This window comes from Amycolatopsis sp. WAC 01376, from assembly GCF_003947415.1.
Lineage (GTDB): Bacteria > Actinomycetota > Actinomycetes > Mycobacteriales > Pseudonocardiaceae > Amycolatopsis.
Genome location: NZ_QHKL01000006.1, coordinates 682988 through 704714, shown reverse-complemented (window position 1 = coordinate 704714; position 21727 = coordinate 682988). Strand labels below are relative to the sequence as shown.

The window sequence follows — 21727 nt, the reverse complement described above, 5'->3', positions numbered from 1 at the left end:
TAGGGTCCGAGGTATGAGCACGCCTGAGCAGGAAGTCGAATACCGCCAGCACCGGTTCTCACCCCCGCCCGGCGCGACCGAGATCTTCCTTGTCCGCCACGGAGAATCGGCCCCCGCGAAGGGCAGCACGCCGTTCGACCTCGTCGACGGGCAGGCCGATCCGGACCTCGCGCCGGAGGGCAGGGACCACGCCGAGCGGGTGGGCCGCCGTCTGGCGGACGAGCGGATCTCCGCGTTGTACGTGACGACACTCCGCCGGACGCCGCAGACCGCGGCGCCGCTGGCGGCGAAGCTCGGGCTCACCCCGGAGGTCGAAGCCGACCTGCGGGAGATCCACCTCGGCGACTGGGAGAACGGGCTTTTCCGGCGCTACACCCACGAAGGCCACCCGATCGTCGAGCAGCTGTGGCGTGAGCAGCGCTGGGACGTCATCCCCGGCGCGGAGACGATGGAGTCGTTCGGCGGCCGGATCAGGGGCGCGATCGGCAGGCTCGCGGCGGCCAACCCGGACCGGAGGATCGCCGTGTTCACCCACGGCGGCGTCATCGGCGAGGTCTTCGCGCAGGCCAGCGCCGCGAAGAACCGGTTCGCGTTCCTCGGCGCGGACAACGGCTCGATCTCCCATCTGGTGGTGTCGGGCGACGACTGGATGGTGCGGCGATTCAACGACACGTCGCATCTTCAGTCGCCTTTCGGCTGATCCGGCCGGCCGCGACGACGTGCACGACGACCAGCACCGCGACGGCCTCCGCGGCCAGCAGCCCGATGAGCACGAGCACCTGGGTCACCCCGGCCTGTACCGGCCCGGCGCCACCGAGGAGGACACCGACGTAGGCGCCGGGCAAGGTCACCAGGCCGACCGTCCGGGTCTGGTCGAGGGCGGGGATCAGCGCCTGCCCCGCCGAGGGGCGGCAGATCTCCAGCGCGGCCGGGCGGCGCAGGAATCCCAGTGCCAGCGCGGCTTCGTACTCGCCGTGCCGGGACACGAGTTCGTCAAGGGCGCGCCGGGCCGCCTGGGAGGTCGCGGACATCGCGCCGCCGATGACGATGCCGGCGATCGGCACGACCGCGATGGGCCGCCACGGGACCACCCCGGTCGCGAGGACGAGCGTCAGCACCGGCACCACACCGGAGGCGATGGCGAGCGCGACCCACGCCAGATCCTTCGCCACCCCGATCCGGCGTGCCGAGGTGACCGCCGCGATCGCGAACATCAGCAGCACGAAACCGCCGGTCAGCCAGCCCGATTCCAAGATCCCGACGATCACCAGCGACACGGCTGCGAGCTGCACGACGGCGCGCGCGGCCGCGAACAACACCGCCTTGCCCTGTCCCAATCGGCCGAACTGCACCACGGCCGCGCCGAAGATCGCCAGCACGGCCAAGACCACGGCGAGCACCGGGCCGAACGCGATCGCACCATCCGTCATGCGGATGATCCTGCCGCAGGACCGGGGTCAGGCCGTGCAGGTCACCGAAGCGCCCGCGGCGGGGGCGGTGCGGTCGCTGACGACCTCACCGTCGACGAGGATCCGGCATCGCAGCGCGCCGCTGCCCGACCCCTGCGCGGAGACGCTGTAGAACTCGTCGCGGCCTTCCCGGCTCTCGCGCTCGAAGGTGGTGCTCCACGGCGCCGTCACCTCGGTCTTCTGCATGAGTTCCGAGCCCTGCGCGACGTAGGTGACGTTCTGGGCGCCCTTCGCGCCGGAAAGTTCGTAGACGACCGAATGAAGCACGGTGCGCACGGCGGCCGCGGCCTGTTCGACCTGCGGCGCGGGCGGGCTCTCCACCGGCCGCGACGAGGCCTTCGGCAGCACGTAACCGGTCAGCGTGACGGCGACGGCCATCACCCCCAGCACGACCACGACCGTCCCCAGCGGCTTCAGCCTGCCGGGGGCACCCTGCCCCGGCGCCGATGCCGGAGGGGTCACGGTGGGAACACCCATGGAGAGGTCTTCTCTCGTCCGAGCGCACTCCCGTCGAGTGCGTCGACTACTTCTCGTTCGAAGGTGACTCCGCGTTAGCCGTTATCAGGAAGAAACCCGATATTCACCCTATTGGGTGTCCCAATGAGTGGACAGTGCCTGGTCATGGGGCGATCAGCGTAAACGCAGTGAGCCGAACAGCTCACTTTGAGTGATCCGGCCTCAGTCGACGAGGCCCGCGTCGGCGAGCAGACCGAGCACCCGCCTGCCCGCCGGCGGGCAGCGGTGCGCGTCGGCCGAGGACAGCCAGGCGGACTCCGCGATCTCACGGCCGGGCGCGGGCTCCCCGCGATGGTCGGCGGTGTAACAGGTCATGCGGACGCGGCGGCCGTCCGCGTAGCCGTCGGCCTGCTCGTTCAGGACCGCGAAGAAGCGGAAGCTCTGTGGATCGAGCTCGACGCCGAGCTCCTCCCTGATCTCCCGGCAGAGCCCGGCGACGTCGCCCTCTCCCGGCTCACGTTTGCCTCCTGGCAGGTAGAACTTGACCTTTCCCTCGGTCCGCACCGACAGCAGGCGGCGGTCGCGGACGTGGATCCAGGCCAGTGAATCGATCTCTCCTTCGGACACGTCCTGATTCTGTCGTAGCCCGGGTGCATCATGGCAACCGTGTATCGGGAGACGACGGCACCCGGCGAGCTCGGCGACGTAGTGCGCTGCCGGTGGGAGGACGCGGGCGAGGCGCCGAAGCGGATCGTGCCCGACGGCTGTGTGGACCTGGTGGAATGCGGCGGCGAGGTCTTCGTCGCCGGACCGGACACCACGGCCTGGACCTGGGAGACGCCGCCCGGCGCCAAGGCTCGCGGCGTGCGGTTCGCGCCCGGCAGGGCGAGCGACGTCCTGGGGCTGGGCGCCGACGAACTGCGCGATCAGCGTGTCCCCCTCGGTGACATGTGGGGCGGAGAAGGCGAACTGCTGGCCGAGCGAGTGCTCTCCGGCGCCGCTTCGCTGACCGACGTCGTCAGGGAACGCCGGACCGACCGAGCCGACCGGGAGATCGCGGCGTTGATCGCCAGGCTGGACAGCGGCGTTCCCCGCGTTTCGGCCGCGCTGGAGCGCTTCACGACCGGGGAACGGCAGTTGCGGCGACGGTTCACCCTCGCGGTCGGCTACGGCCCGGCGACGTACCTGCGCGTCAGCCGGTTCCAACGCGCCATCGGCCTCGCGGAAACGGCGCCGGATCTCGCCTCGCTGGCGTTCTCGGCGGGCTACGCCGATCAAGCTCATTTGAGCCGGGATTGCCGGGAGTTCTCCGGGGTGAAGGCGAGCGAATTCTTCCGCGCCAGGAAGTGAGCGGTGTCCACTGTGGACTGGTACAACATTCGGTAGTGCGGGTAGAACTCGTCGTAGACATCGGCGTCCGCGCTCGGGCGGACGATCTCGGCAACGGGGTTCCAGGCTTCGATATCCGGCTCGCGCCCGATGGCGAAGGACGCGAGGACGGCGTCACCGAACGCGGCGCCGATGGTCTCGGCGGGGATCTCCTGCTCGATCCGCGCGACGTCGCTGACGATCCGCGTCCACACGCCGCCCCGCGTCCCACCGCCGACGGCGACGAACCGGCGCGTGCCGCCACCGGCTTCCCGCATGACTTCGAGGTTGTGCCGCACCCCGTACGCGGTGCCTTCCAGCGCCGCGCGATACAGATCGGCACGATCGTGGGAAGTCGTGAGCCCGGCGATGATGCCCCTCGCGTCCGGATCCGGCACGGGTGTCCGTTCTCCCGCGAAGTACGGCAGCAACAGCAAACCGCGGCTGCCCGCCGGGACCTCGCCCGCCGCCGCGGCCAGTTCCCCGAAGCCGCCGCCGACGAGATCCCGCAACCAGTCGGTGATCGCACCGGACGTGGCCATCCCCGCCGCGAGCGAATAGGTGCCGGGGAAAGCACCGCGGGTCGCCCACAACCCCGGCGCAGGGCGGGGATCGGCGAGCGTCTGGATCAGGAACATCGTGGTGCCGTACATGAGCATCGTGTCCCCGGGCGCGGTGACACCGACGCTGGTGGCTTCGGCCCAGGCGTCCACCGTGCCCGCCGTCACCGGGATTCCTTGCGGCAGGCCGGTTTCCGCGGCCGCTTCGGCGGTGACCGAGCCGACCACCTCGGTCGGCCACGCGAGCCGGGGCAGCTCGATGCCGGGGGCGATCGCGGCGACCCGGTCCGGCGCCCAGCGGGCCTCGCGCAGGTCGTACATCGGGTCGCATTGGCTCGCGGAATGGTGGTCGAGGACGTATTCACCGGTCAGCCGCAGCACGAGGAACGAACTCGCCATCAGGAAGAGTTCCGCCCGTTCGAACACCTCCGGCTCGTTCTTGGCGAGCCAGCGCCATTTCGGCCCGACGGCCTGTGAGCCGAGTGCGCTCCCGCCGCGTTCCACAATGGATTCTTCGCCGAATTCCCGGTTCAGTTCGCGGATTTCGTCGAATGCGCGGGTGTCGACGCCGTAAAGGATCGCCGGGCGCAACGGTTTCCCCGAAGCGTCGGCAGGCAACAGCACCGGCCCGATCCCGCTGACCGACACTCCGATGATGGGATGATCCCCGGCGCCCGCGGAAAGTTCTCTCGTCAGCGTCAGGAAGTCCTGCCACCACACGGTTTCGGCGTCGTGTTCGTACCAGCCTGGTCGGGGCCGGGAAGTGTCGTGCGACTGGGAAGCCCGTGCCACCACGGTGCCCCGGGAATCGACGAGGACGCCTTTGGAGCTCGAAGTGCCGATGTCGATGCCGAGCACCAGGCCCGGATCCCCCACGGCACGTCCTCACTCCTCCGCGCGAGTAGCGCGATCAGCGGATGGTAACGATTGTCGGCCAAGCTATTCTTCCCGTGCGAAGGTGTCAAGACACCTGCAGAAGGGGAGGTCACGGTGGCCACCATCAACGACGTGGCGGCGAAGGCCGGGGTTTCGACGGCGACCGTGTCGAGAACACTCAACGGGAAGTCCACTGTGGACCCGGTACTCGCGGCACGGGTGCAGGCGGCCGCCGCGGAATTGGGCTATCACCCGAACGGGCTCGCGAGGAATCTGCGCCGTCAGGAGACCGCGGTGCTCGCGCTCATCATCTCCGACGTGGAGAACCCGTTCTTCACCGCGATCGCCCGCGGCGTGGAGGACATCGCGCAGACCGCGGGCTATTCGGTGGTGCTGTGCAACGCCGACGACAACGAGGAGAAGGAACGGCGCTACATCGACGTCGCCCTCCAGGAGCGGGTCGCCGGCGTGGTGCTCTCCCCCACCGGCCGGGCCACCAACGTCGACCGGCTGACCGAGCGCGGCACGCCCGTGGTCGCCGTCGACCGGCCGCTGCTGAAGAACACCGGCGACCAGGTGCTGGTCGACACCCGGCTGGCCGCCCGCGACGCCACGCGGCATCTGATCGACGGCGGGTACCGGCGCGTCGCCTGTGTCAGCGGACCCGCCGGGGTGCGCACGGCGGAAGACCGGCTGGCGGGCTACACCGACGCCGTCGGCGAGGAGAACACGCTCACCCGGCGGGCCGAATTCCGCGCCGAGGGCGGCAGGCTCGCCGCGCTCAGCCTGCTCGACGAACCCGAGCCGCCGGACGCGCTGCTGGTCGGCAACAGCACGATGGCGATCGGCGTCCTGGAGGCCCTGGCGGCACGCGGCCTGCGATCGGGGCAGGACGTGGGAATCGTGTCATTCGACGACGCGCCGTGGACGACACTGATCGACCCGCCGCTGACGGTGGTCGCCCAGCCCGCGAACGAGGTGGGCAGGGTCGCCGCCGAACTACTGCTCGCCCGGATCGGCGACAGCACGCGCAAGGCCACGACGACCACGCTGCAGGCGAACCTGATCGTGCGCCGGAGTTCACGGCGCGGCTGAAACCGGAGATCCCGGTGCACGACGTGCCTGGGCGACCGGTTCGCACCGGCCGCCCAGGAACGCCCCACCCCCTTGTTCCCCCAAGCCGGCCCCACACCAGCCGGGTTCTCCGAAGCGGTGGGAAGAAATCGTTTACCTTCCGGACGGTAAATTCCTACTTACGACCTGTCAAGCCGAAGCCCTGGACAAGGTCGCCCGACCCGGGCAGACTATGGCGACATTGCCTACTGCGCGTGTTTGATTCCGTGCACTCTGTGTTCATCTCTGGTGAATTCCCCCACGAAACCGAGATGAGACCGCACGAACCCGCACAGACGCGTTACCCTAGGCGCTATGTCGATAGCGCTCGAGAACGTTCTCGCCAAGGCGGGCCTCAAGGTCGACGCCAACGAGTTCCTGAACCTCGTCGAGGACGCGGCGCGGAGGCTGACCCCACCGAACCCCGATCCGTCGCATTATTTCTCGGCGGACCAGCGCGCCGCGCTCACCGACGTCGGCCTGGACCTCTCCCCGCGCGACGAGGACGAGCCGGACTTCCGCGCCCGCACGGTCGCCGCGCACGCCGTACTCGCCGATTCGGCGCTGAGCGTGCTGGAGGCGGCGAAAGCACTGGGCGTGGACGACAGCCGCATCAGACACCGCCTGAAGGAGGGCAGGCTCACCGGCTGGAAGGACCAAGGCTGGCGGCTACCCGCCTGGCAGTTCGCCGGATCCGGGGTGCTGCCCGGCCTGGAGGTCGTGCTGCGCGCCGTCCCCGAGGACCAGCCCGCGCTCGTCGTCGCCGCGTTCATGAGCACCCCGCAGGCCGATCTGGTGATCAACGACCATCCCGCCACCCCGCGCCAATGGCTCCTCTCCGGTGGCGATCCCGAGCACGTCGCCAAGTTGGTGGCCATGCTGGGTTCGCCGTTCTGAGGATCACAGACGCTAAGGTGCCTTGCCCGACGACGGAAAATTTCAGTCGGGGGTAGGCCGTAGGCTGACCCTACCGAGCAAGATCACCCGACAAGGACGGACGACTCCCGAGGTATGGCCCGGCTCCCCCTGCCGCCCGCACGCTCTGTCCTGGTCAAGGAGCTGCACCGCACCAACGACGTGGTGACGGTGCACCCCGGCACCAGGCTGGTCAGGATCTTCACCGCGCACGGCAACCACCCCCAGCAGTGGAACTCGTTCCGCTACAGCGGCCCGCTCCCGCACGGCCGTTTCGACCCGCAGACCCCCGGTCGCGGCGGTCGCCCGGTCACCGACCCCGGGAACGGTGTCCTGTACTTCGGCCTCACCGTGCGCACGAGCATCGCGGAGGTCTTCCAGACCACGTCGACGGTCGACCGCAAATCCCGCGGCCCGCGCCTGGTCGTCGTCCGGCCGACCCGCACGCTGCGGCTGCTCGACCTCGCCGGCCTGTGGCCGACCCGCGTCGGCGCCTCGCAGGAGATCTCCAGCGGCCCGAAGAAGATCACCCAAGCCTGGGCACGCGCCATCCGCGCCGCCTTCGGCGACCTCGACGGTGTCTGGTACCGGTCGTCCATGGACTCCGGCGGCCCCGCGCTCGCGCTGTGGGACCCGCCCGCCGGGAACTCGCTGCCGGTCGCGCCGGACGTGCTGCTCCCGCTGGACCATCCGGGGCTCGACGTCCCGCTGGGCCGGGTGTGCGAAGAGCTGAACTACACGCTTCTCAGCTGATCCAATGCCATGAACGGTCCGTTCCTTGCAAAATTTGCAAGGAACGGACCGTTCATGGCGCGCCAGGGACCGAAAGATCAGAGGTGCCGCCCCCACCACTCCAGTACGGCGTCGAACCGCTGCACCCGGTGCCGCGGCAGCCCCGAACGCGTGAGTTCGTGCCCCTCGCCGGGGAACAGCAGGAACTCCGCCGGGACGCCGTTCTGCCGCAGTGCCACGTACATCCGCTGCGCCTGCTCCAGCGGGCATCGCCAGTCCTGTTCGGAGTGCGCGACCATGAACGGGATGTCGATCTTCCCCGCGTAGGTCAGTGGGCTGCGCTTGCGTTGCTCGTCGAGGTCGTCGCCGACGTAACCCCCGGCGAAGAACCAGCCGATGTCGGAACTGCCGACGAACGAGTCCCAGGCGTTGACGGCGCGCTCGCTCCACGCGGCGCGGAACCGGCCACCGTGGTGCGCGGCGAGCCAGCTGGTCATGAAGCCGCCGTACGAGCCGCCCATGACGCCGACGCGATCACTGTCCAAATTGGACATCTTCAGCGCTTCGTCCAGCAGTGCCAGCAGATCGTCCGCGTCCACGGTGCCGAAGCCGTGGACGATGCTCCGGCCGTGGCTTTCGCCGTAGCCCGCGGAACCGCGCGGGTTCCCCAGGATGACGGCGTAACCCGCTTCCGCGAGCACCTGGGCCTCGTCGAAGACCTTCCATTCGTACGGCGCGAACGGTCCACCGTGGATCATCAGGACCACGGGATGCGGCCCCTCGCCCTCGGGCCGGACGACCCAGCCGTGCACCGGGTAGCCGTCGGGCGCTGTCGTGTCCAGCTCCTCCAGCGGCAGGATCTCGTTGTCCCGCAACACCTTCGAGTAGTCGGTGAGCACGCGGGGACCCTCGCCCGACAGCAGCACGACGTCACCGGAGCTCTCGGGCGTCCCGATCACCGCGACGATCCGCGTGCCGTCGACGGCGAACGACTTCACCGCGGCGCGCTCGCCTGCCAGGTAGCGCAACGACTTCAGCTCGGCGAGCTCGGCGTCGAGGGGAACGGCGTGCAGTTCGGCGGCGCCCCGGGTGCGGACCACGACGAGGACCTCGTCGCCGAGGACGACCGGCGAGCTTGCCGCGCTGTCGCAGTCCACCGTTTCGACGTCGGTCAGCCGTCGCGCGGGCGAAGGCTCGTCACCGGAAGGCCACGGCGCGTGCCAGAGCCCGGTGTTGCGGGCGACGTCCTCCAGGCCGGGGAATTCGGTGCCGTAGAACAGGATCGAACCGTCCGGGGCGGCGACCGGCCGGTCCGCGGTGCCCGGGGTCCGGACCAGCAGCCGGGGTCCGCCACCACCGGCGGGCACGGCGTAGACGTCCGTGCGAACGGTGTCTTCGGCGGCCCAGTCACGCGGCGCGGTGATGAGGACGTGCTCGCCGTCGGCCGTCCACGAGGGATGGTCGACGTCGGCACGGTCGTCGGTCAGCGGGGTGAGCTCGGCGGGCGCGTCCTCGTCCAACGCGGCGACCGCGTCCACGACGAACAGACGCTGTGGACGGTCGTTGAGGAAGCCGGCGTCGTCGACCCGGTAGAAGAGATTCGTGATGTGCCGCGGCGCTTCTTCGCCCGGCTCCGGCGTTTCGCCGTCCGCGTTCTCCGTGCCGTAGCGGCCCGGCTCTGGCACGCGGGCAACGAAGGCGATCCGGCGGGAATCAGGAGCCCAGACCGGGGCGCTCGCGCCGAGGGGAAGGTCGGTGATCCGCTTCGCGTCACCCCCGGCCGCGGGGATCACGTGCACCTGCGGCTTGGCCGCGCGCCCGGACCCCTCCCCCGCGCGGAGGAAGGCGACCCACCGGCCGTCCGGGGAGATGGCGGGTGCGGAGTCCTTGGTCCCGTGGGTCCAAGGCCCTTCCCCGCCGCCGCCCTGGTCGACCCTGCGCAGGCCGCCGCGGTAGCTGTTCGTCTTCAGATCAGGCCTGCTCACCGCGGTGAGCAGCAGGTCGCCGCGCAACGCGGGGATGCCGGGGACCGTCAGGGCTTCGATGTCAACGGGACGCACGGCCCCGACGGTACCCGATCCTTAGCAGCTCTAACTACTGATTGAAGAGTCCTGCTCAGCGGCTTCCAGCTTCTTCGCCTTCGAGAGGCTGGCCACCGTCGTCACCGTCAGGACCACGACGATGACACCCAGGGAGACCCAGTTGTTGATGTCCAGCCAGTCCGGCACCACGTGGTACTCGTGCAGCGCGTGCAGGAACAGCTTGGCGCCGATGAAGGCGAGGATCACCGCGAGGCCGTAGGACAGGTACACCAGCTTGGTGACCAGGCCACCGAGCAGGAAGTACAGCTGACGCAGGCCCATCAGCGCGAACGCGTTGGCGGTGAAGACCAGGAAGGCCTCCTGCGTGATGCCGAAGATCGCCGGGATCGAGTCGACGGCGAACAGCAGGTCCGCGCTGCCGATCGCGACGATCACCAGGAACATCGGGGTGATCCAGCGCTTGCCGTCCTTCTTCACGAAGGACTTGTGCCCGTGCCACTCGTTGGTGACCGGGAAGAGCTTGCGTACCCAGCGGGTGAGCGCGTTCTCCTCGTATTCCTCTTCTTCGTCCTTGTTGCGGACCATGCTGATCGCGGTCCAGATGAGGATGGCGCCGAAGAGGAAGAAGACCCAGACGAACTGCGCGATCAGCGCGGCGCCCACGGCGATGAACACGCTGCGCATGGCGAGCGCGAGCAGGATGCCGATCAGCAGCACCCGGTGCTGGTGGATCGCGGGCACCTTGAACGACGTCATGATGATCATGAAGATGAACAGGTTGTCGACACTCAGCGAGTACTCGGTGATGTACCCGGTGAAGAACTCGACACCCGAGTCGTGTCCCGCGAAGACCCAGACACCGATGCCGAACGCGACGGCGACGGCGATGTAGAAGATGACCCACCGGGCGGCTTCGCCCGTGGTGACCTCATGCGGCTTGCGATCGACGATGACCAGGTCGAGTGCGATCAGCGCGAGCAGACCGCCGACCGTGGCGATCCATAGCCACAGGGGAACAGACATGTAACCAACCCTCCGGAAAGTGCACAGCAGCAACTAACCGGAGGTCTCTTCCGCCGGTTGCGAAAACCGGCCGACGGTGCCGGGGGCCTATGAAGACCACCGTGCTGACGACACCGCCGCGAAGGAATACTCCCCTCACAGCCGGTCTAGTTTGACCTGTCTGTACGCATGACGCCAGTTAAGGTTGCCCTTGTCACCAAGATGATGGCGTAACTCCCGTCACATCCACCTCTTCTCCCACGTCGGATACCCGTTCTGGTGACGACCTAACGTCACGCTTGTGTGGTCCGTGTGTGCCGGGGAAGCGACTCTCAGGTTCGGTGAAATACGGTCATTCCGTGCCCCGAATCCCGCTCCCTCGTACGCGAGGCGCGAAGCTCATCGCGCTCGCCGCGGTCGTGGTGGTCCTGGCCGCCGCGGCCGTCGTGTGGACGAACAGCGAACCCGCCCCGTCCGCGGTCAAAACCCAGGAAGCGACCCTCGACCTGCCCGAAACCCCGGGTTCGTCCGAAGTCGTCAAGATCGACACGACCACGTATCTCCCCGAGCAGACCCCCGCTCCCGCCGTCCTGCTCGCCCACGGTTTCGGCGGTGACAAGAACAGTGTCGCCACCGAGGCCCGCGAACTCGCCGAAAAGGGCTTCGTCGTGCTCGCCTGGTCCGCGCGCGGCTTCGGCCGCAGCACCGGGAAGATCGCGCTGAACGACCCCGACCGTGAGGTCGCCGACGCCAGGAAGCTGATCGACAACCTGGCCGCGCGGCCCGAGGTCCTCAGCGAGAACGGCGACCCGAAGGTGGCCGTGTCCGGCGCTTCGTACGGCGGCGCGCTTTCGCTGCTGCTCGCCGGGACCGACAAGCGGGTCGACGCGATCGCGCCGGTGATCACCTACAACGATCTCGCGCAGGGACTCTTCCCGAACGCCGCCTCGGCCTCGCCGTCGGCGGCCACCACCCCGGCCGCCGGCGCGTTCACCGCCGACGGTGTCTTCAAGAAGTCATGGGCGGGCATCTTCTTCTCCGCCGGTTCCGGCGCGGCGCAGAGCGGCTCCCCCGCGAACGACGCCCCGGAAGCCGGTGACGAGACGAGTGAGTCCGGCGCGGCGCAGGGCACAGGCGCGGCGGCCGCCGCGGCGCAGTCCCTGCCGCTCGGCGGCCCGAACGGACAGCGGCCGCCGTCCGGCCCCGCCGACCCTTGTGGACGGTTCACCTCCGACGTCTGCCAGGCCTACACCGAGCTCGCCACCACCGGCAAAGCCAGCCAGAAGACCGTCGACCTGCTTCGCCGCGTCTCCCCCGCGTCCGTGACGGACAAGATCACCGTGCCGACCCTGCTGGTGCAGGGCGAAAGCGACACCCTGTTCGGGTTGGACCAGTCCGACGCGACCGCCCGGCAGATCAGCGCGGCAGGCGGCAAGGTCCGCACCATCTGGTACACCGGCGGCCACGACGGCGGGAAACCGGGACAGAAGCTGCGCGGGCAGATCGCCGACTTCCTCAAGTTCTCGCTCACCGGCCAGGGCACCGACCCCGGCACCGGGTTCAGCTACGACATCCAGGGGACGCTGCGGGCCAACGGCGCGCCTTCGGTCCGGACCGTCACCGCCCCGGCGTACCCGGGTGCAACGGGGGACGCCACCGAACGGCGGCCGTTCACCTTGGCGGGCCCGGCCCAGCCGGTCGTCCGGCCTGCCGGCGGCAATCCCGCCGCGGTGAGCGGGATCCCCGGACTGAACGGGGCGGTGGCGGGTTCGTCCCGGCTGTCCGGACTGTTCAGTCTTGACCCGCCGGGGCAGGCCGCGCAGTTCGCGACGCCGCCGCTCGACGCGCAGACGATCGTGGCCGGTTCGTCCACGGTCCGGCTGCGGGTCTCCGCGGATCCGTCCGCCGCGGCACCGCAGAAGGAAGCCGTCCTGTTCGCGAAGCTCTACGACGTCAACTCGGAAGGTGTCCGCACGCTTCCGGCGAACGCCGTCGCGCCCTTCCGCGTTTCCGGGCTGCCCGCCGACGGCAGCCCGGTCGAGGTGACGGTGACCCTGCCGGGCATCGTGCGGCCACTGGAGGCCGGGCACACGCTCCGGCTGGTCGTCGGCACGACGGATCAGGCGTTCTCGACCCCGGTCGAGCCTGCCGTGTTCCGCATCGAACTGGCGGACGGCGGGCAGCTCGGTGTCCCGGTCGTCCCCGGCAACTCGGTCGGTGCGGGCGCGCCCATCGCGCAGCTGCTCGGGATCGCCGGAACACTGCTCGCGGGCATCGTGATCACGGTGATCGCCGCGTTCCGCCGCCGCCGTGCCCACGACGTCGACGAGAACCTGGCGAAGACGCCGCTGGTGATCGAAGGTCTCCACAAGGCCTACGCGGGCGGTTTCGTCGCGGTGAAGGATCTGTCCTTCCGGGTCGAACCCGGTCAGGTGCTCGGCCTGCTCGGGCCGAACGGCGCGGGCAAGACGACGACCCTGCGCATGCTGATGGGCCTCATCACGCCGACCGCGGGCACCATCCGCGTCTTCGGCCACCTGATCGCGCCCGGCGCGCCGGTGCTCTCCCGGATCGGGTCCTTTGTGGAGGGTTCGGGCTTCCTGCCGCATCTGTCCGGCAAGGAGAACCTGGAGCTGTACTGGGCGAGCACGGGCAGGCCGAGGGAGAAGGCGCATTTCGCCGAGGCACTGGAGATCGCCGGGCTCGGCGACGCGGTGAACCGGCGGGTCCGCACCTACAGCCAGGGCATGCGGCAGCGGCTCGCGATCGCGCAGGCGATGCTCGGCCTGCCGGAGCTCATGGTGCTCGACGAACCGACCAACGGACTCGACCCGCCACAGATCCACCAGATGCGCGAGGTGCTCCAGCGCTACGCGGCGACCGGACGCACCGTGGTGGTCTCCAGCCACCTGCTGGCCGAGGTCGAGCAGACCTGTACGCACGTGGTCGTGATGCACCGCGGCATGCTGGTCGCCTCGGGTGAGGTCGGCGAACTGGCCGCGTCCAGCGGTGAAGCGACGTTCCGCGTCGACAAGCCCGCCGACGAGGCCGAAGCGCTGCGGAAGGTCGGCGGTGTTTCCGGCGTCGACGTCGACGGCGAACTCGTCCACGCGGATCTCGACGGTCTCGCCCGCGCCGACGCGGTCGCCGCCCTGGTGCGGGCCGGGGTCGCGGTCGAGCAGGCCGGACCGCTGCGCCGTCTGGAAGACGCGTTCCTGCAGCTGGTCGGAGAGGACTCGAAGGGTGAGTAAGACCAATGGTTCCGGCCCGGCGACCCGGGTGGATCACGGCGTGCACACCGATCCGGCGGCACTGCTGGAGCTGACCGAGGTCGCGTCGCACGAACCGGCCGAGGTCGGCCCGGACGGGGCGGTGGCGGGTTACCGCGCCGACCGGACGCTGCGGCTCGGCGTCGAACTGAAACGGCAGCTCAAACGCCGCCGGACCCAGTTCATGCTCGGGTTCGTCGCGTTGCTGCCGTTCATCCTGGTGATCGCGTTCGAGATCGGGCAGGCCAACCCGAACCGCCGCAGCGGCGGCTTCGTCGACCTCGCCACCGCGAGCGCGCCGAACTTCGTGGTGCTCGCGCTGTTCGTCTCGGGGACGTTCCTGCTCCCGATGATCGTGGCGTTGTTCTACGGCGACACGATCGCGAGCGAGGCGTCGTGGTCGAGCCTGAAGTACCTGCTCGCGATGCCGGTCCCCCGGCATCGGGTGCTGCGGCAGAAGGCGATCGTCTCCGGCATCCTCTCCGCGGTCGCGCTGATCCTGTTGCCGCTGGTGTCGCTGGTGGTCGGCGTCGTCTGGTACGACGCGGGCGACGCGATCAGCCCGACCGGGGACGCGGTGTCGTTCGGCGACAGCCTCGTGGCCATGGGGCTGGCGACGATCTACATCATCCTGCAGCTGGCGTGGGTGGCCGGGCTGGCGATGCTGCTCTCGGTCGCCACCGACGCCCCGCTGGGCGCCGTCGGCGGCGCGGTGATCGTCGCGATCGTTTCGCAGATCCTCGACCAGATCACCGCCCTCGAAGGGCTGCGGGACTATCTGCCGACGCATTTCGCGTTCTCGTGGATGGACCTGATCTCCACCGACATCGACTGGACGAACATGGCCAACGGCATGTTGTCGGCGGCGTTGTACGGCACGGTGTTCTTCCTCCTGGCCGGTCGCCGGTTCGCGACGAAGGACATCACCAGCTGAGAGCGTTTCCGCACCGGAAAAGCACCGGGGTCCACCTGGGAAGACGAAAACCTCTTCCCAGGTGGGCCCCGGTTTTCACTGGCCGTGGCGACCTTCACCCATTAGCGCCGGTAACCGGTGTTTCATGCGCATGAGAACATCGATTTTCCGATCATCGACTCATTGGGTGAAAACCTCGCTTTCATCTTCGGAGACCTCCGGGAAATCCTTATCTTCAGTGAAAGGTGCCGACGCGAGAAGAAAGCGGGGACTCACGCCATGACCCAGTCGATCGAGATCCCGGTCCAGGAATTCTCTCTTGATTGGACGATGAGCTCCGGCAAGGGCGGCCGGGTCGGCTTCGCCGTCTCGGGTCAGGTGACGCTCCTCGACAACAAGCGGTTCTACAAGATCGACGGGGTCCTCTACATCTCCGAGGGCAGCGCCTACTGCCGCGACATCGGCAACCCGCATCTGTTCGTGCGCCGCAACGGCGTCGAGGAGAGCGGCAGGCAGTGGGGCTGGGAGACCATCTGCAATCGCAAGTCGAGCAGCAGGCTCTGCGCGATGGACGCGTACTTCGTCCGCACCGGCTACTGGGCGCCCGCCGATCGGGCCATCCAGCTGAGCATCGGCGCCGAGACCGGCTGGAACCGCAAGCGGTCCTACAGCCCGACGATCACCGTGCGCCTCGCGGACTAGGCTCGGTCCACTGTAGATCTCCGCCTGCTCCGGTACGGTCGGCCTATGGCCACCTCCTCGATCCAAGTGGACGACGAAGGCGGGATCGCCGTCGTCACCCTGCGGCACGGCAAGGCGAACACCCTCGACACCGAGTTCTGCCAGGAACTGGCCCTCCGGCTCGAAGACGTACAGCTCGGCGGATACCGCGGTGTCGTCTTGACCGGTACCGGCGGCATCTTCTCGGCGGGGGTCGACCTGCGGCGGGTGCACGACGGCGGCGCGGACTACCTCGAAGACTTCCTGCCCGCGCTGTCGGACGCGTTCCTCTCGGTGTTCGGCTTCCCCGGCCCGGTGGTCGCGGCCGTCAACGGCCACGCGATCGCCGGCGGGGCGGTGCTCGCCGCCGCCTGCGACCGCCGGATCCTCGCCGACGGTCCGAGCCGGGTCGGGATCACCGAACTTCTCGTCGGTGTGCCGTTCCCGTTGGCGGCGCTGGAGATCCTGCGCTCCGGGTTCGGCGCGGACGTCCTCGCCGAACTCGCGTTCCTCGGCGAAACCCGCCTTCCCGAGGACGCGCTCCGGCTCGGCCTGGTGAACGAGGTGATCGCGCCCGAGAACGTCGTCGAGCGGGCGGTGGAGGTGGCCAAGAAGCTCGCCGAGATCCCCGCGGCCGCGTACGCGCACACGAAGGCGCAGCTGCACCGGCCGTTCCACGAGCGGATCGCCGAACACCGCACCGGCGACGACGCCCACGTCCTCGAACTGTGGAGCTCTCCCGAAGCGCTCGCGGCCATCAAGGCCTACGTGGACCGCGTGCTCGGCGGCCGGGCCTGATCTTCAGGCTCGACCGGATAGGCGATTGCCCACCGGCGGCGACTCTGTGAGTATCCGACCGCTCAACAGGTCCCGATGGGGAGGGCATGGATGCGGAAGCTCACGGCCGCGTGGTCGGTTCTGGCGATCACCGTTCTCGCACTGGCCGGGCTCGCCCCGGCCGCGCAGGCGGCACCCGAGGACGTCAAAGACGCGTTGGGCCGGATCCCCGGCCTGACCGTCGTCTCGGAGAATCCGGCGCCGACCGGGTACCGGTTCTTCAAACTCACCTACACCCAGCCGGTCGACCACCGCAGGCCGGACCGCGGCAGCTTCCAGCAGCGATTCACCTTGCTGCACAAGGAATTCCACTCGCCGACCGTGGTGTACACGAGCGGGTACAACGTCTCGCAATCGCCCAACCGCTCGGAGCCGACACAGCTCGTCGACGGCAACCAGCTGTCGATGGAGTACCGGTTCTTCACCCCCTCCCGGCCGGAACATCCCGACTGGGGCAAGCAGCTGACGATCTGGCAGGCCGCCGCCGATCAGCACCGCGCCGTCGAGGCGTTCAAGCGGATCTATCCGGGCAAGTGGCTCGCGACCGGCGGCAGCAAGGGCGGCATGACGGCGACCTACTTCCGTAGGTTTTTCCCGGACGACGTCGACGCGACGATCCCGTACGTCGCGCCCAACGACGTCATCAACTCGCACGACCGCTACAACCGGTTCCTGGCGAACGTCGGCGACGATCCGGCCTGCCGTTCGGCGCTGAAGGCGATCCAGCGTGACGTGCTGACCCGGCGTCCTGAATTCGCGGCACTCGCCGCCGCCGACGCGGCCAAGAACGGCTACACGTTCAAGACCGTCGGCTCGGCCGATGTGTCGCTGGAGATCTCGGTGATCGACTCGTACTTCGCCTTCTGGCAGTACCAGAGGCAGGCGGACTGCGCGACCATCCCGAAGGCCGGGTCTCCGGCGGCCGAGGTCTACGCCTGGTTCGAACGCGTCGAGAGTCTCAACACCTACTCCGACCAGAACCTCGAAATCTATATCCCGTACTACTTCCAGGCTTCCTACCAGCTCGGCGCCCCCGAATCCTATGAAGGCTATCTCCGGGATCTGCTGCGCTACCCGGGCGCCAACGTGTCGCGGACGTTCGTGCCGAAGTCCGTCGACATCCCGCGGTTCGACCACCTGGCGATGCCGGACATCGACTTCTGGGTGAAGTCGCAGGGGAAGCGGCTGATGTTCGTCTACGGCGGGAACGACCCGTGGGGTGCCGAACCGTTCCGGCTCGGCTTCGGCACGAAGGATTCCTACAGCTACACGGTGGAGGGAGGGAACCACGGCGCCCGGATCTCGCAGCTTCCCGCGGCTCAGGCCGCGGAGGCGACGAACACCGTACGGCGCTGGGCCGGGCTGCCTCCGGTTACGCCCGGCGTGACCACCCGTTCGGCGCCCGCCGGCTTCCCGGACTTCGACGCCGACCTGACCATGCTGGAACGCCGCCGCCTCTGACCGGCCGTCGTGAGTGGTGAGGACGATTAGAGACAAGGGTGGCTTAGGTACGTGCTGCCGGTGCGCGGATGGCGGTTTCGCGTGATTGGACGGACGACACACGTGTCGGGAGGGACGACACGCGTGATTGGACGGACGGCTCGTGGTGGACCCCGGCCGCGGTCGTGTCGTCCATCCCGTCACGCGTGTCGTCCGCCGGATCACGTGTGTCGTCCGGTCAATCACGTGATATCGCCGGTACTGGACCTCGTGAGTGGTGAGGACGTTAAAGACAAGGGTGGCTTAGGTATCTACATGGGTTCCGGCTGCGGCTGGTGCCAGGGCCGAGTCCGTGAAGGCCCCCTTCCCTCGGCTCAGCCGAGGAAACTCGACCTTCACACCTTCCCCAGTACATGAAGGACCCCTTCCTTGCGGTTGGCGCAAGGAAGGGGTCCTTCATGTACTCAGGCGGGCAAGGTCACCGGTGCCGAGCCGTGCGGCTACTTGATGCCGGCCGCGTCCATCCCGCGCAGTTCCTTCTTGAGGTCGGAGACCTCGTCACGCAGCCGGGCCGCCAGTTCGAACTGCAGGTCGCGTGCGGCCTGCATCATCTGGTCGGTCATCTGCTGGATGAGGTCGGCGAGTTCGGCGCGCGGCATCCCGGCGACGTTCTTGTCGGCGAGCATCCCGGAGCTGCGCACGCGATCGCCCTGCTCGGGCTTCTTGCCGCGTGAGGAGTTCCGGCCCGAACCGCCGACGGCGACGGATTCCGTGTCCTCGGCTTCGCTGTAGACGCGGTCCAGGATGTCGGCGATCTTCTTCCGCAGCGGCTGCGGATCGACGCCGCGCTCCTCGTTGTAGGCGACCTGCTTGGCGCGGCGGCGATCGGTCTCGTCGATGGCGTGCCGCATCGAGTCGGTGATCTTGTCCGCGTACATGTGCACCTCGCCCGACACGTTTCGCGCCGCGCGGCCGATCGTCTGGATCAGTGACGTGCCGCTCCGGAGGAAGCCCTCCTTGTCCGCGTCGAGGATCGCGACCAGCGAGACCTCGGGCAGGTCGAGACCCTCACGGAGCAGGTTGATACCGACCAGCACGTCGTAATCGCCCGCGCGCAGCTGCCGCAGCAGCTCGATCCGGCGCAACGTGTCGACCTCGGAGTGCAGGTACCGCACCCGGATCCCCAGTTCGAGCAGGTAGTCGGTGAGGTCCTCGGACATCTTCTTGGTGAGCGTGGTGACCAGGACGCGCTCGTCCTTCTCCGCGCGGTCGCGGATCTCGTGCACCAGGTCGTCGATCTGGCCTTCGGTGGGCTTCACGACCACCTTGGGGTCGATCAGGCCGGTGGGCCGGATGACCTGCTCGACGAACTCGCCGCCCGCCTGCCCCATCTCGTACGGCCCCGGCGTCGCCGACAGGTACACCGTCTGCCCGATCCGGTCGCTGAACTCCTCCCAGGTCAGCGGCCGGTTGTCGACCGCGCTAGGCAGCCGGAAACCGAACTCGACCAGGTTCCGCTTCCGCGACATGTCGCCTTCGTACATGCCGCCGATCTGCGGGACGGTCTGGTGCGACTCGTCGATGACCAGCAGGAAGTCGTCCGGGAAGTAGTCGATCAGGGTGGCGGGCGCGGTTCCCGCGCCGCGGCCGTCGATATGCCGCGAATAGTTCTCGATCCCGGAGCAGAAGCCGACCTGGCGCATCATCTCGATGTCGTACGCGGTGCGCATCCGCAGCCGCTGGGCCTCGAGCAGCTTGCCCTGCTTCTCCAGCTCGGCCAGCCGCTGCTCCAGCTCGGCTTCGATGCCGTGGATGGCCTTCTCCATCCGCTCCGGACCCGCGACGTAGTGCGTGGCCGGGAAGATGCGGACCTCGTCGACCTCTTTCACGATGTCGCCGGTGAGCGGGTGCAGGTAGTACAGCTTCTCGATCTCGTCGCCGAAGAACTCGACGCGGATCGCCAGCTCCTCGTACGCCGGGATGATCTCGACCGTGTCGCCGCGGGCGCGGAAGGTGCCGCGCGCGAAGGCGATGTCGTTGCGGGTGTACTGCACGTCCACCAGCGCGCGGAGGAAGACGTCCCGGTCGAGCTGCTCGCCGACCTTCAGCTTCGAAGACCGGTCCAGATACGACTGGGGCGTGCCGAGGCCGTAGATGCACGAGACACTCGCGACCACGATGACGTCGCGCCGCGACAGCAGGTTCATCGTCGCCGAGTGCCGCAGCCGCTCGACGTCGTCGTTGATCGACGAGTCCTTCTCGATGTAGGTGTCCGTCTGCGCGATGTACGCCTCGGGCTGGTAGTAGTCGTAATAGCTGACGAAGTATTCGACCGCGTTGTGCGGAAACAGCTCCCTCAGCTCGTTCGCCAGCTGCGCGGCCAGTGTCTTGTTCGGCGCCATCACCAGCGTCGGACGCTGGACGCGCTCGATCAGCCAGGCCGTCGTCGCCGACTTGCCGGTACCCGTGGCGCCGAGCAGCACGACGTCCTTCTCACCCGCGTTGACCCGGCGTTCGAGCTCGTCGATGGCCGCCGGCTGGTCACCGGCGGGCTTGTAGTCACTGACGACCTCGAACCGGCCGCCGGTCCGGGGGATGTCGGTGACGGGCCGGTGGTCCGAGTGGGCGAGTACGGGGTGTTCGGTTGCGAAAGCCACGTCCTCAAGAGTAAGCGCTGGGTCCGACAGTTTCCGTTTCGCCTGGTCGGATCAGCAGGAACAGTCACAGCAGTTACAGCAGTCACAACCGTCACAGTTGTTGCACCAGGCCTCGTGTGGCTTCCCGCTCCACGCCCCGGGGAACGGGTCCCGGCAGCAGAACTGGCACGAACAGCACATGTAGGTCGCCACCGCGCAACCGAAGAAGAACCCCCTCGACTGAGCGGGCACCCGGAACTTCGGCGTCCAGCAGCAACCGCCCTGACCGTCGGTCGGCGCGCCGCCGTGCTTCCGTTTCTTCTTCGGCGGTTCCTGCGGCGGGCCTCCGCCACCGGGAGCGCCCGGCGGCGGAGGCGGCGGCTGATAGCCGCCCTGCGGGTACTGCTGGGGCGGATAGGGCTGGTGGGGATGCTGCTGCGGCTGGGGGCCGGGCCCGATCCAGCCCGGCGGCGGCTGCTGCGGACCGTGGCCGTGGCCGTGGCCGGTGAGGTTGTGCCCGAAAGCGCGCCGCACCGCCTGCCGCAGTTCGTGGACCAGCAGCGCGTGCACCAGCTTGGGCTGATCGAACCTCACCTCGCGGAGGGCGAGTTCGACGCCGAGCACGGCGTCGTCGCACAGCCGTCGTGCCTCGGCGAGCCCGGTCCCGGTGGCCGTCAGCGGGTTCCACGCGCCGGCGGCCTCGTCCTCGGCGAGGTCCTCGACGGCGTCGAGCAGATGCGCGGCTCTGCCGAACAGGCGTCCGGCCTCGGCCAGCGGCGCGGCGTTCTCCGGACGGCCCGCCAGCACGGCGGTGTGGGCGAACGCGGCGGCCGTCGCCAGTTCGGCGGGCTCGGTGGCGAGGACGGCCGAATCGCCGAGGCGGACGGCGTTTTCGATCTCGGACTGCCGGTCGACGGCCTCGGTCAGGACCGCCGTGTCGAATCCGACCCGGATGCCCGTGCGGCTCCCCTGATCCGCCCATCGCGTCGCGACCCGCCTCGCGGCGAGAGCGACGGAACGCCGCGCGAAGGCACCGTCACGGTCTTCGACGTGGTCACTGATTTTGGCCGACGCCAGCACCAGGGAGACCGCCGCCGCGAGCTGGGCTCCGCCGCCCTTTGCGACTGACGTTCCCTTCATCGCGCGAAGCGGGCAAGGGCCGGCGTCGCGCCGTCCCTCCGCACGCGGCGACTGGGCTTCGACGAGCGCCGAGATGATCAAGCCGTCGTAATTCGTCACCATTCGGGCGAGTTGTCCGTGTTCGTCGCGCAACGCCAGGCAAAGGCCGCACAGGTGGGCGAGCCAGTCCGCGTGCAGCCCCGCGGAAAGCCGGTGGCGGCACGGCCTGATGATCCCGAACATACTTTGACTCCCACTCA

General features: G+C 68.8%; 18 protein-coding genes. 10 read left to right on the top strand and 8 right to left on the bottom strand.

The annotated features are described in order from the left end of the window. Window positions 1-13 precede the first annotated feature (13 nt). Entirely contained in the window at window positions 14-700 is a 687-nt protein-coding gene (locus DMH03_RS30235; RefSeq protein WP_125795356.1) for a histidine phosphatase family protein, read from the top strand. On the opposite strand, the gene DMH03_RS30230 is transcribed toward DMH03_RS30235, so the two are convergent. From DMH03_RS30230 to DMH03_RS30220, 3 genes are all read right to left on the bottom strand, one after another. Further along, entirely contained in the window at window positions 663-1430 is a 768-nt protein-coding gene (locus DMH03_RS30230; RefSeq protein ID WP_125795355.1) for an ABC transporter permease, read from the bottom strand. The genes DMH03_RS30235 and DMH03_RS30230 overlap by 38 nt on opposite strands. A 27-nt stretch (window positions 1431-1457) precedes the next feature. After that, the gene (locus tag DMH03_RS30225) at window positions 1458-1946 is read right to left on the bottom strand and encodes an MmpS family transport accessory protein (RefSeq protein ID WP_125795354.1); all 489 of its coding nucleotides are present in this window, start codon (window positions 1944-1946) and stop codon (window positions 1458-1460) included. A gap of 201 nt (window positions 1947-2147) precedes the next feature. After that, the gene (locus DMH03_RS30220; protein ID WP_125795353.1) at window positions 2148-2552 is read right to left on the bottom strand and encodes an NUDIX domain-containing protein; all 405 of its coding nucleotides are present in this window, start codon (window positions 2550-2552) and stop codon (window positions 2148-2150) included. A 30-nt stretch (window positions 2553-2582) separates the two neighbouring features. Between DMH03_RS30220 and DMH03_RS30215 the strand changes: the two genes are divergently transcribed. Then, entirely contained in the window at window positions 2583-3275 is a 693-nt protein-coding gene (locus tag DMH03_RS30215; RefSeq protein WP_125795352.1) for a helix-turn-helix domain-containing protein, read from the top strand. Here the strand turns inward: DMH03_RS30215 and DMH03_RS30210 are convergent. Further along, the gene (locus DMH03_RS30210; RefSeq protein ID WP_125795351.1) at window positions 3206-4729 is read right to left on the bottom strand and encodes an FGGY-family carbohydrate kinase; all 1524 of its coding nucleotides are present in this window, start codon (window positions 4727-4729) and stop codon (window positions 3206-3208) included. The genes DMH03_RS30215 and DMH03_RS30210 overlap by 70 nt on opposite strands. Before the next feature lie 114 nt (window positions 4730-4843). Between DMH03_RS30210 and DMH03_RS30205 the strand changes: the two genes are divergently transcribed. The 3 genes from DMH03_RS30205 to DMH03_RS30195 all read left to right on the top strand — a co-directional run bounded on the left by DMH03_RS30205 (window position 4844) and on the right by DMH03_RS30195 (window position 7510). After that, on the top strand, window positions 4844-5824 hold the full coding sequence (locus DMH03_RS30205; protein ID WP_125795350.1) for a LacI family DNA-binding transcriptional regulator: 981 nt from the start codon (window positions 4844-4846) through the stop codon (window positions 5822-5824). A 333-nt stretch (window positions 5825-6157) separates the two neighbouring features. Further along, window positions 6158-6739, top strand: a complete 582-nt coding sequence (locus tag DMH03_RS30200; protein WP_125795349.1) for a DNA-binding protein — start codon at window positions 6158-6160, stop codon at window positions 6737-6739. Window positions 6740-6853: 114 nt separating this feature from the next. After that, a complete protein-coding gene (locus DMH03_RS30195; protein ID WP_007028108.1) occupies window positions 6854-7510 on the top strand; it encodes an RES family NAD+ phosphorylase in 657 nt (218 codons plus the stop codon). A gap of 77 nt (window positions 7511-7587) precedes the next feature. Here the strand turns inward: DMH03_RS30195 and DMH03_RS30190 are convergent, their stop codons facing one another. Continuing rightward, window positions 7588-9549: a S9 family peptidase gene (locus tag DMH03_RS30190; protein ID WP_125795348.1), complete on the bottom strand. Its 1962-nt coding sequence runs from the start codon at window positions 9547-9549 to the stop codon at window positions 7588-7590. Between the two features lie 30 nt (window positions 9550-9579). Continuing rightward, window positions 9580-10554 carry a TerC family protein gene (locus DMH03_RS30185; RefSeq protein WP_125795347.1) on the bottom strand — a complete coding sequence of 325 codons (975 nt, stop codon included), beginning with the start codon at window positions 10552-10554 and terminating at the stop codon, window positions 9580-9582. 320 nt (window positions 10555-10874) lie between these two features. On the opposite strand from DMH03_RS30185, the gene DMH03_RS30180 reads away from it, so the two are divergent. The 5 genes from DMH03_RS30180 to DMH03_RS30160 all read left to right on the top strand — a co-directional run bounded on the left by DMH03_RS30180 (window position 10875) and on the right by DMH03_RS30160 (window position 17733). After that, window positions 10875-13784: an alpha/beta fold hydrolase gene (locus DMH03_RS30180; RefSeq protein WP_199749066.1), complete on the top strand. Its 2910-nt coding sequence runs from the start codon at window positions 10875-10877 to the stop codon at window positions 13782-13784. Continuing rightward, entirely contained in the window at window positions 13777-14736 is a 960-nt protein-coding gene (locus tag DMH03_RS30175) for an ABC transporter permease (protein WP_199749065.1), read from the top strand. Before DMH03_RS30180 ends, DMH03_RS30175 begins: the two co-directional genes overlap by 8 nt. Window positions 14737-14994: 258 nt before the next feature. Then, a complete protein-coding gene (locus DMH03_RS30170) occupies window positions 14995-15417 on the top strand; it encodes a hypothetical protein (protein WP_125783180.1) in 423 nt (140 codons plus the stop codon). 45 nt (window positions 15418-15462) lie between these two features. Further along, window positions 15463-16233 carry an enoyl-CoA hydratase/isomerase family protein gene (locus tag DMH03_RS30165; protein ID WP_125795345.1) on the top strand — a complete coding sequence of 257 codons (771 nt, stop codon included), beginning with the start codon at window positions 15463-15465 and terminating at the stop codon, window positions 16231-16233. Window positions 16234-16323: 90 nt separating this feature from the next. Next, window positions 16324-17733, top strand: coding sequence for a S28 family serine protease (locus tag DMH03_RS30160; RefSeq protein ID WP_125795344.1), 1410 nt, complete (start codon window positions 16324-16326; stop codon window positions 17731-17733). A 479-nt stretch (window positions 17734-18212) separates the two neighbouring features. Here DMH03_RS30160 and uvrB read toward each other — a convergent pair whose 3' ends face one another. Together uvrB and DMH03_RS30150 are read right to left on the bottom strand one after the other, a co-directional pair. Next, window positions 18213-20369, bottom strand: coding sequence for an excinuclease ABC subunit UvrB (uvrB, locus tag DMH03_RS30155; protein ID WP_125795343.1), 2157 nt, complete (start codon window positions 20367-20369; stop codon window positions 18213-18215). A gap of 51 nt (window positions 20370-20420) precedes the next feature. Continuing rightward, window positions 20421-21710, bottom strand: a complete 1290-nt coding sequence (locus tag DMH03_RS30150) for a DUF5685 family protein (RefSeq protein ID WP_125795342.1) — start codon at window positions 21708-21710, stop codon at window positions 20421-20423. Between the last annotated feature and the right edge of the window lie 17 nt (window positions 21711-21727).

Coding starts and splice junctions, on each gene's coding strand:
- DMH03_RS30235 (WP_125795356.1), top strand. CDS start 14: ATGAGCACGCCTGAGCAGGAAGTCGAATACCGCCAGCACCGGTTCTCA.
- DMH03_RS30230 (WP_125795355.1), bottom strand. CDS start 1,430: ATGACGGATGGTGCGATCGCGTTCGGCCCGGTGCTCGCCGTGGTCTTG.
- DMH03_RS30225 (WP_125795354.1), bottom strand. CDS start 1,946: ATGGGTGTTCCCACCGTGACCCCTCCGGCATCGGCGCCGGGGCAGGGT.
- DMH03_RS30215 (WP_125795352.1), top strand. CDS start 2,583: ATGGCAACCGTGTATCGGGAGACGACGGCACCCGGCGAGCTCGGCGAC.
- DMH03_RS30200 (WP_125795349.1), top strand. CDS start 6,158: ATGTCGATAGCGCTCGAGAACGTTCTCGCCAAGGCGGGCCTCAAGGTC.
- DMH03_RS30195 (WP_007028108.1), top strand. CDS start 6,854: ATGGCCCGGCTCCCCCTGCCGCCCGCACGCTCTGTCCTGGTCAAGGAG.
- DMH03_RS30185 (WP_125795347.1), bottom strand. CDS start 10,554: ATGTCTGTTCCCCTGTGGCTATGGATCGCCACGGTCGGCGGTCTGCTC.
- DMH03_RS30170 (WP_125783180.1), top strand. CDS start 14,995: ATGACCCAGTCGATCGAGATCCCGGTCCAGGAATTCTCTCTTGATTGG.
- DMH03_RS30165 (WP_125795345.1), top strand. CDS start 15,463: ATGGCCACCTCCTCGATCCAAGTGGACGACGAAGGCGGGATCGCCGTC.
- DMH03_RS30160 (WP_125795344.1), top strand. CDS start 16,324: ATGCGGAAGCTCACGGCCGCGTGGTCGGTTCTGGCGATCACCGTTCTC.
- DMH03_RS30150 (WP_125795342.1), bottom strand. CDS start 21,710: ATGTTCGGGATCATCAGGCCGTGCCGCCACCGGCTTTCCGCGGGGCTG.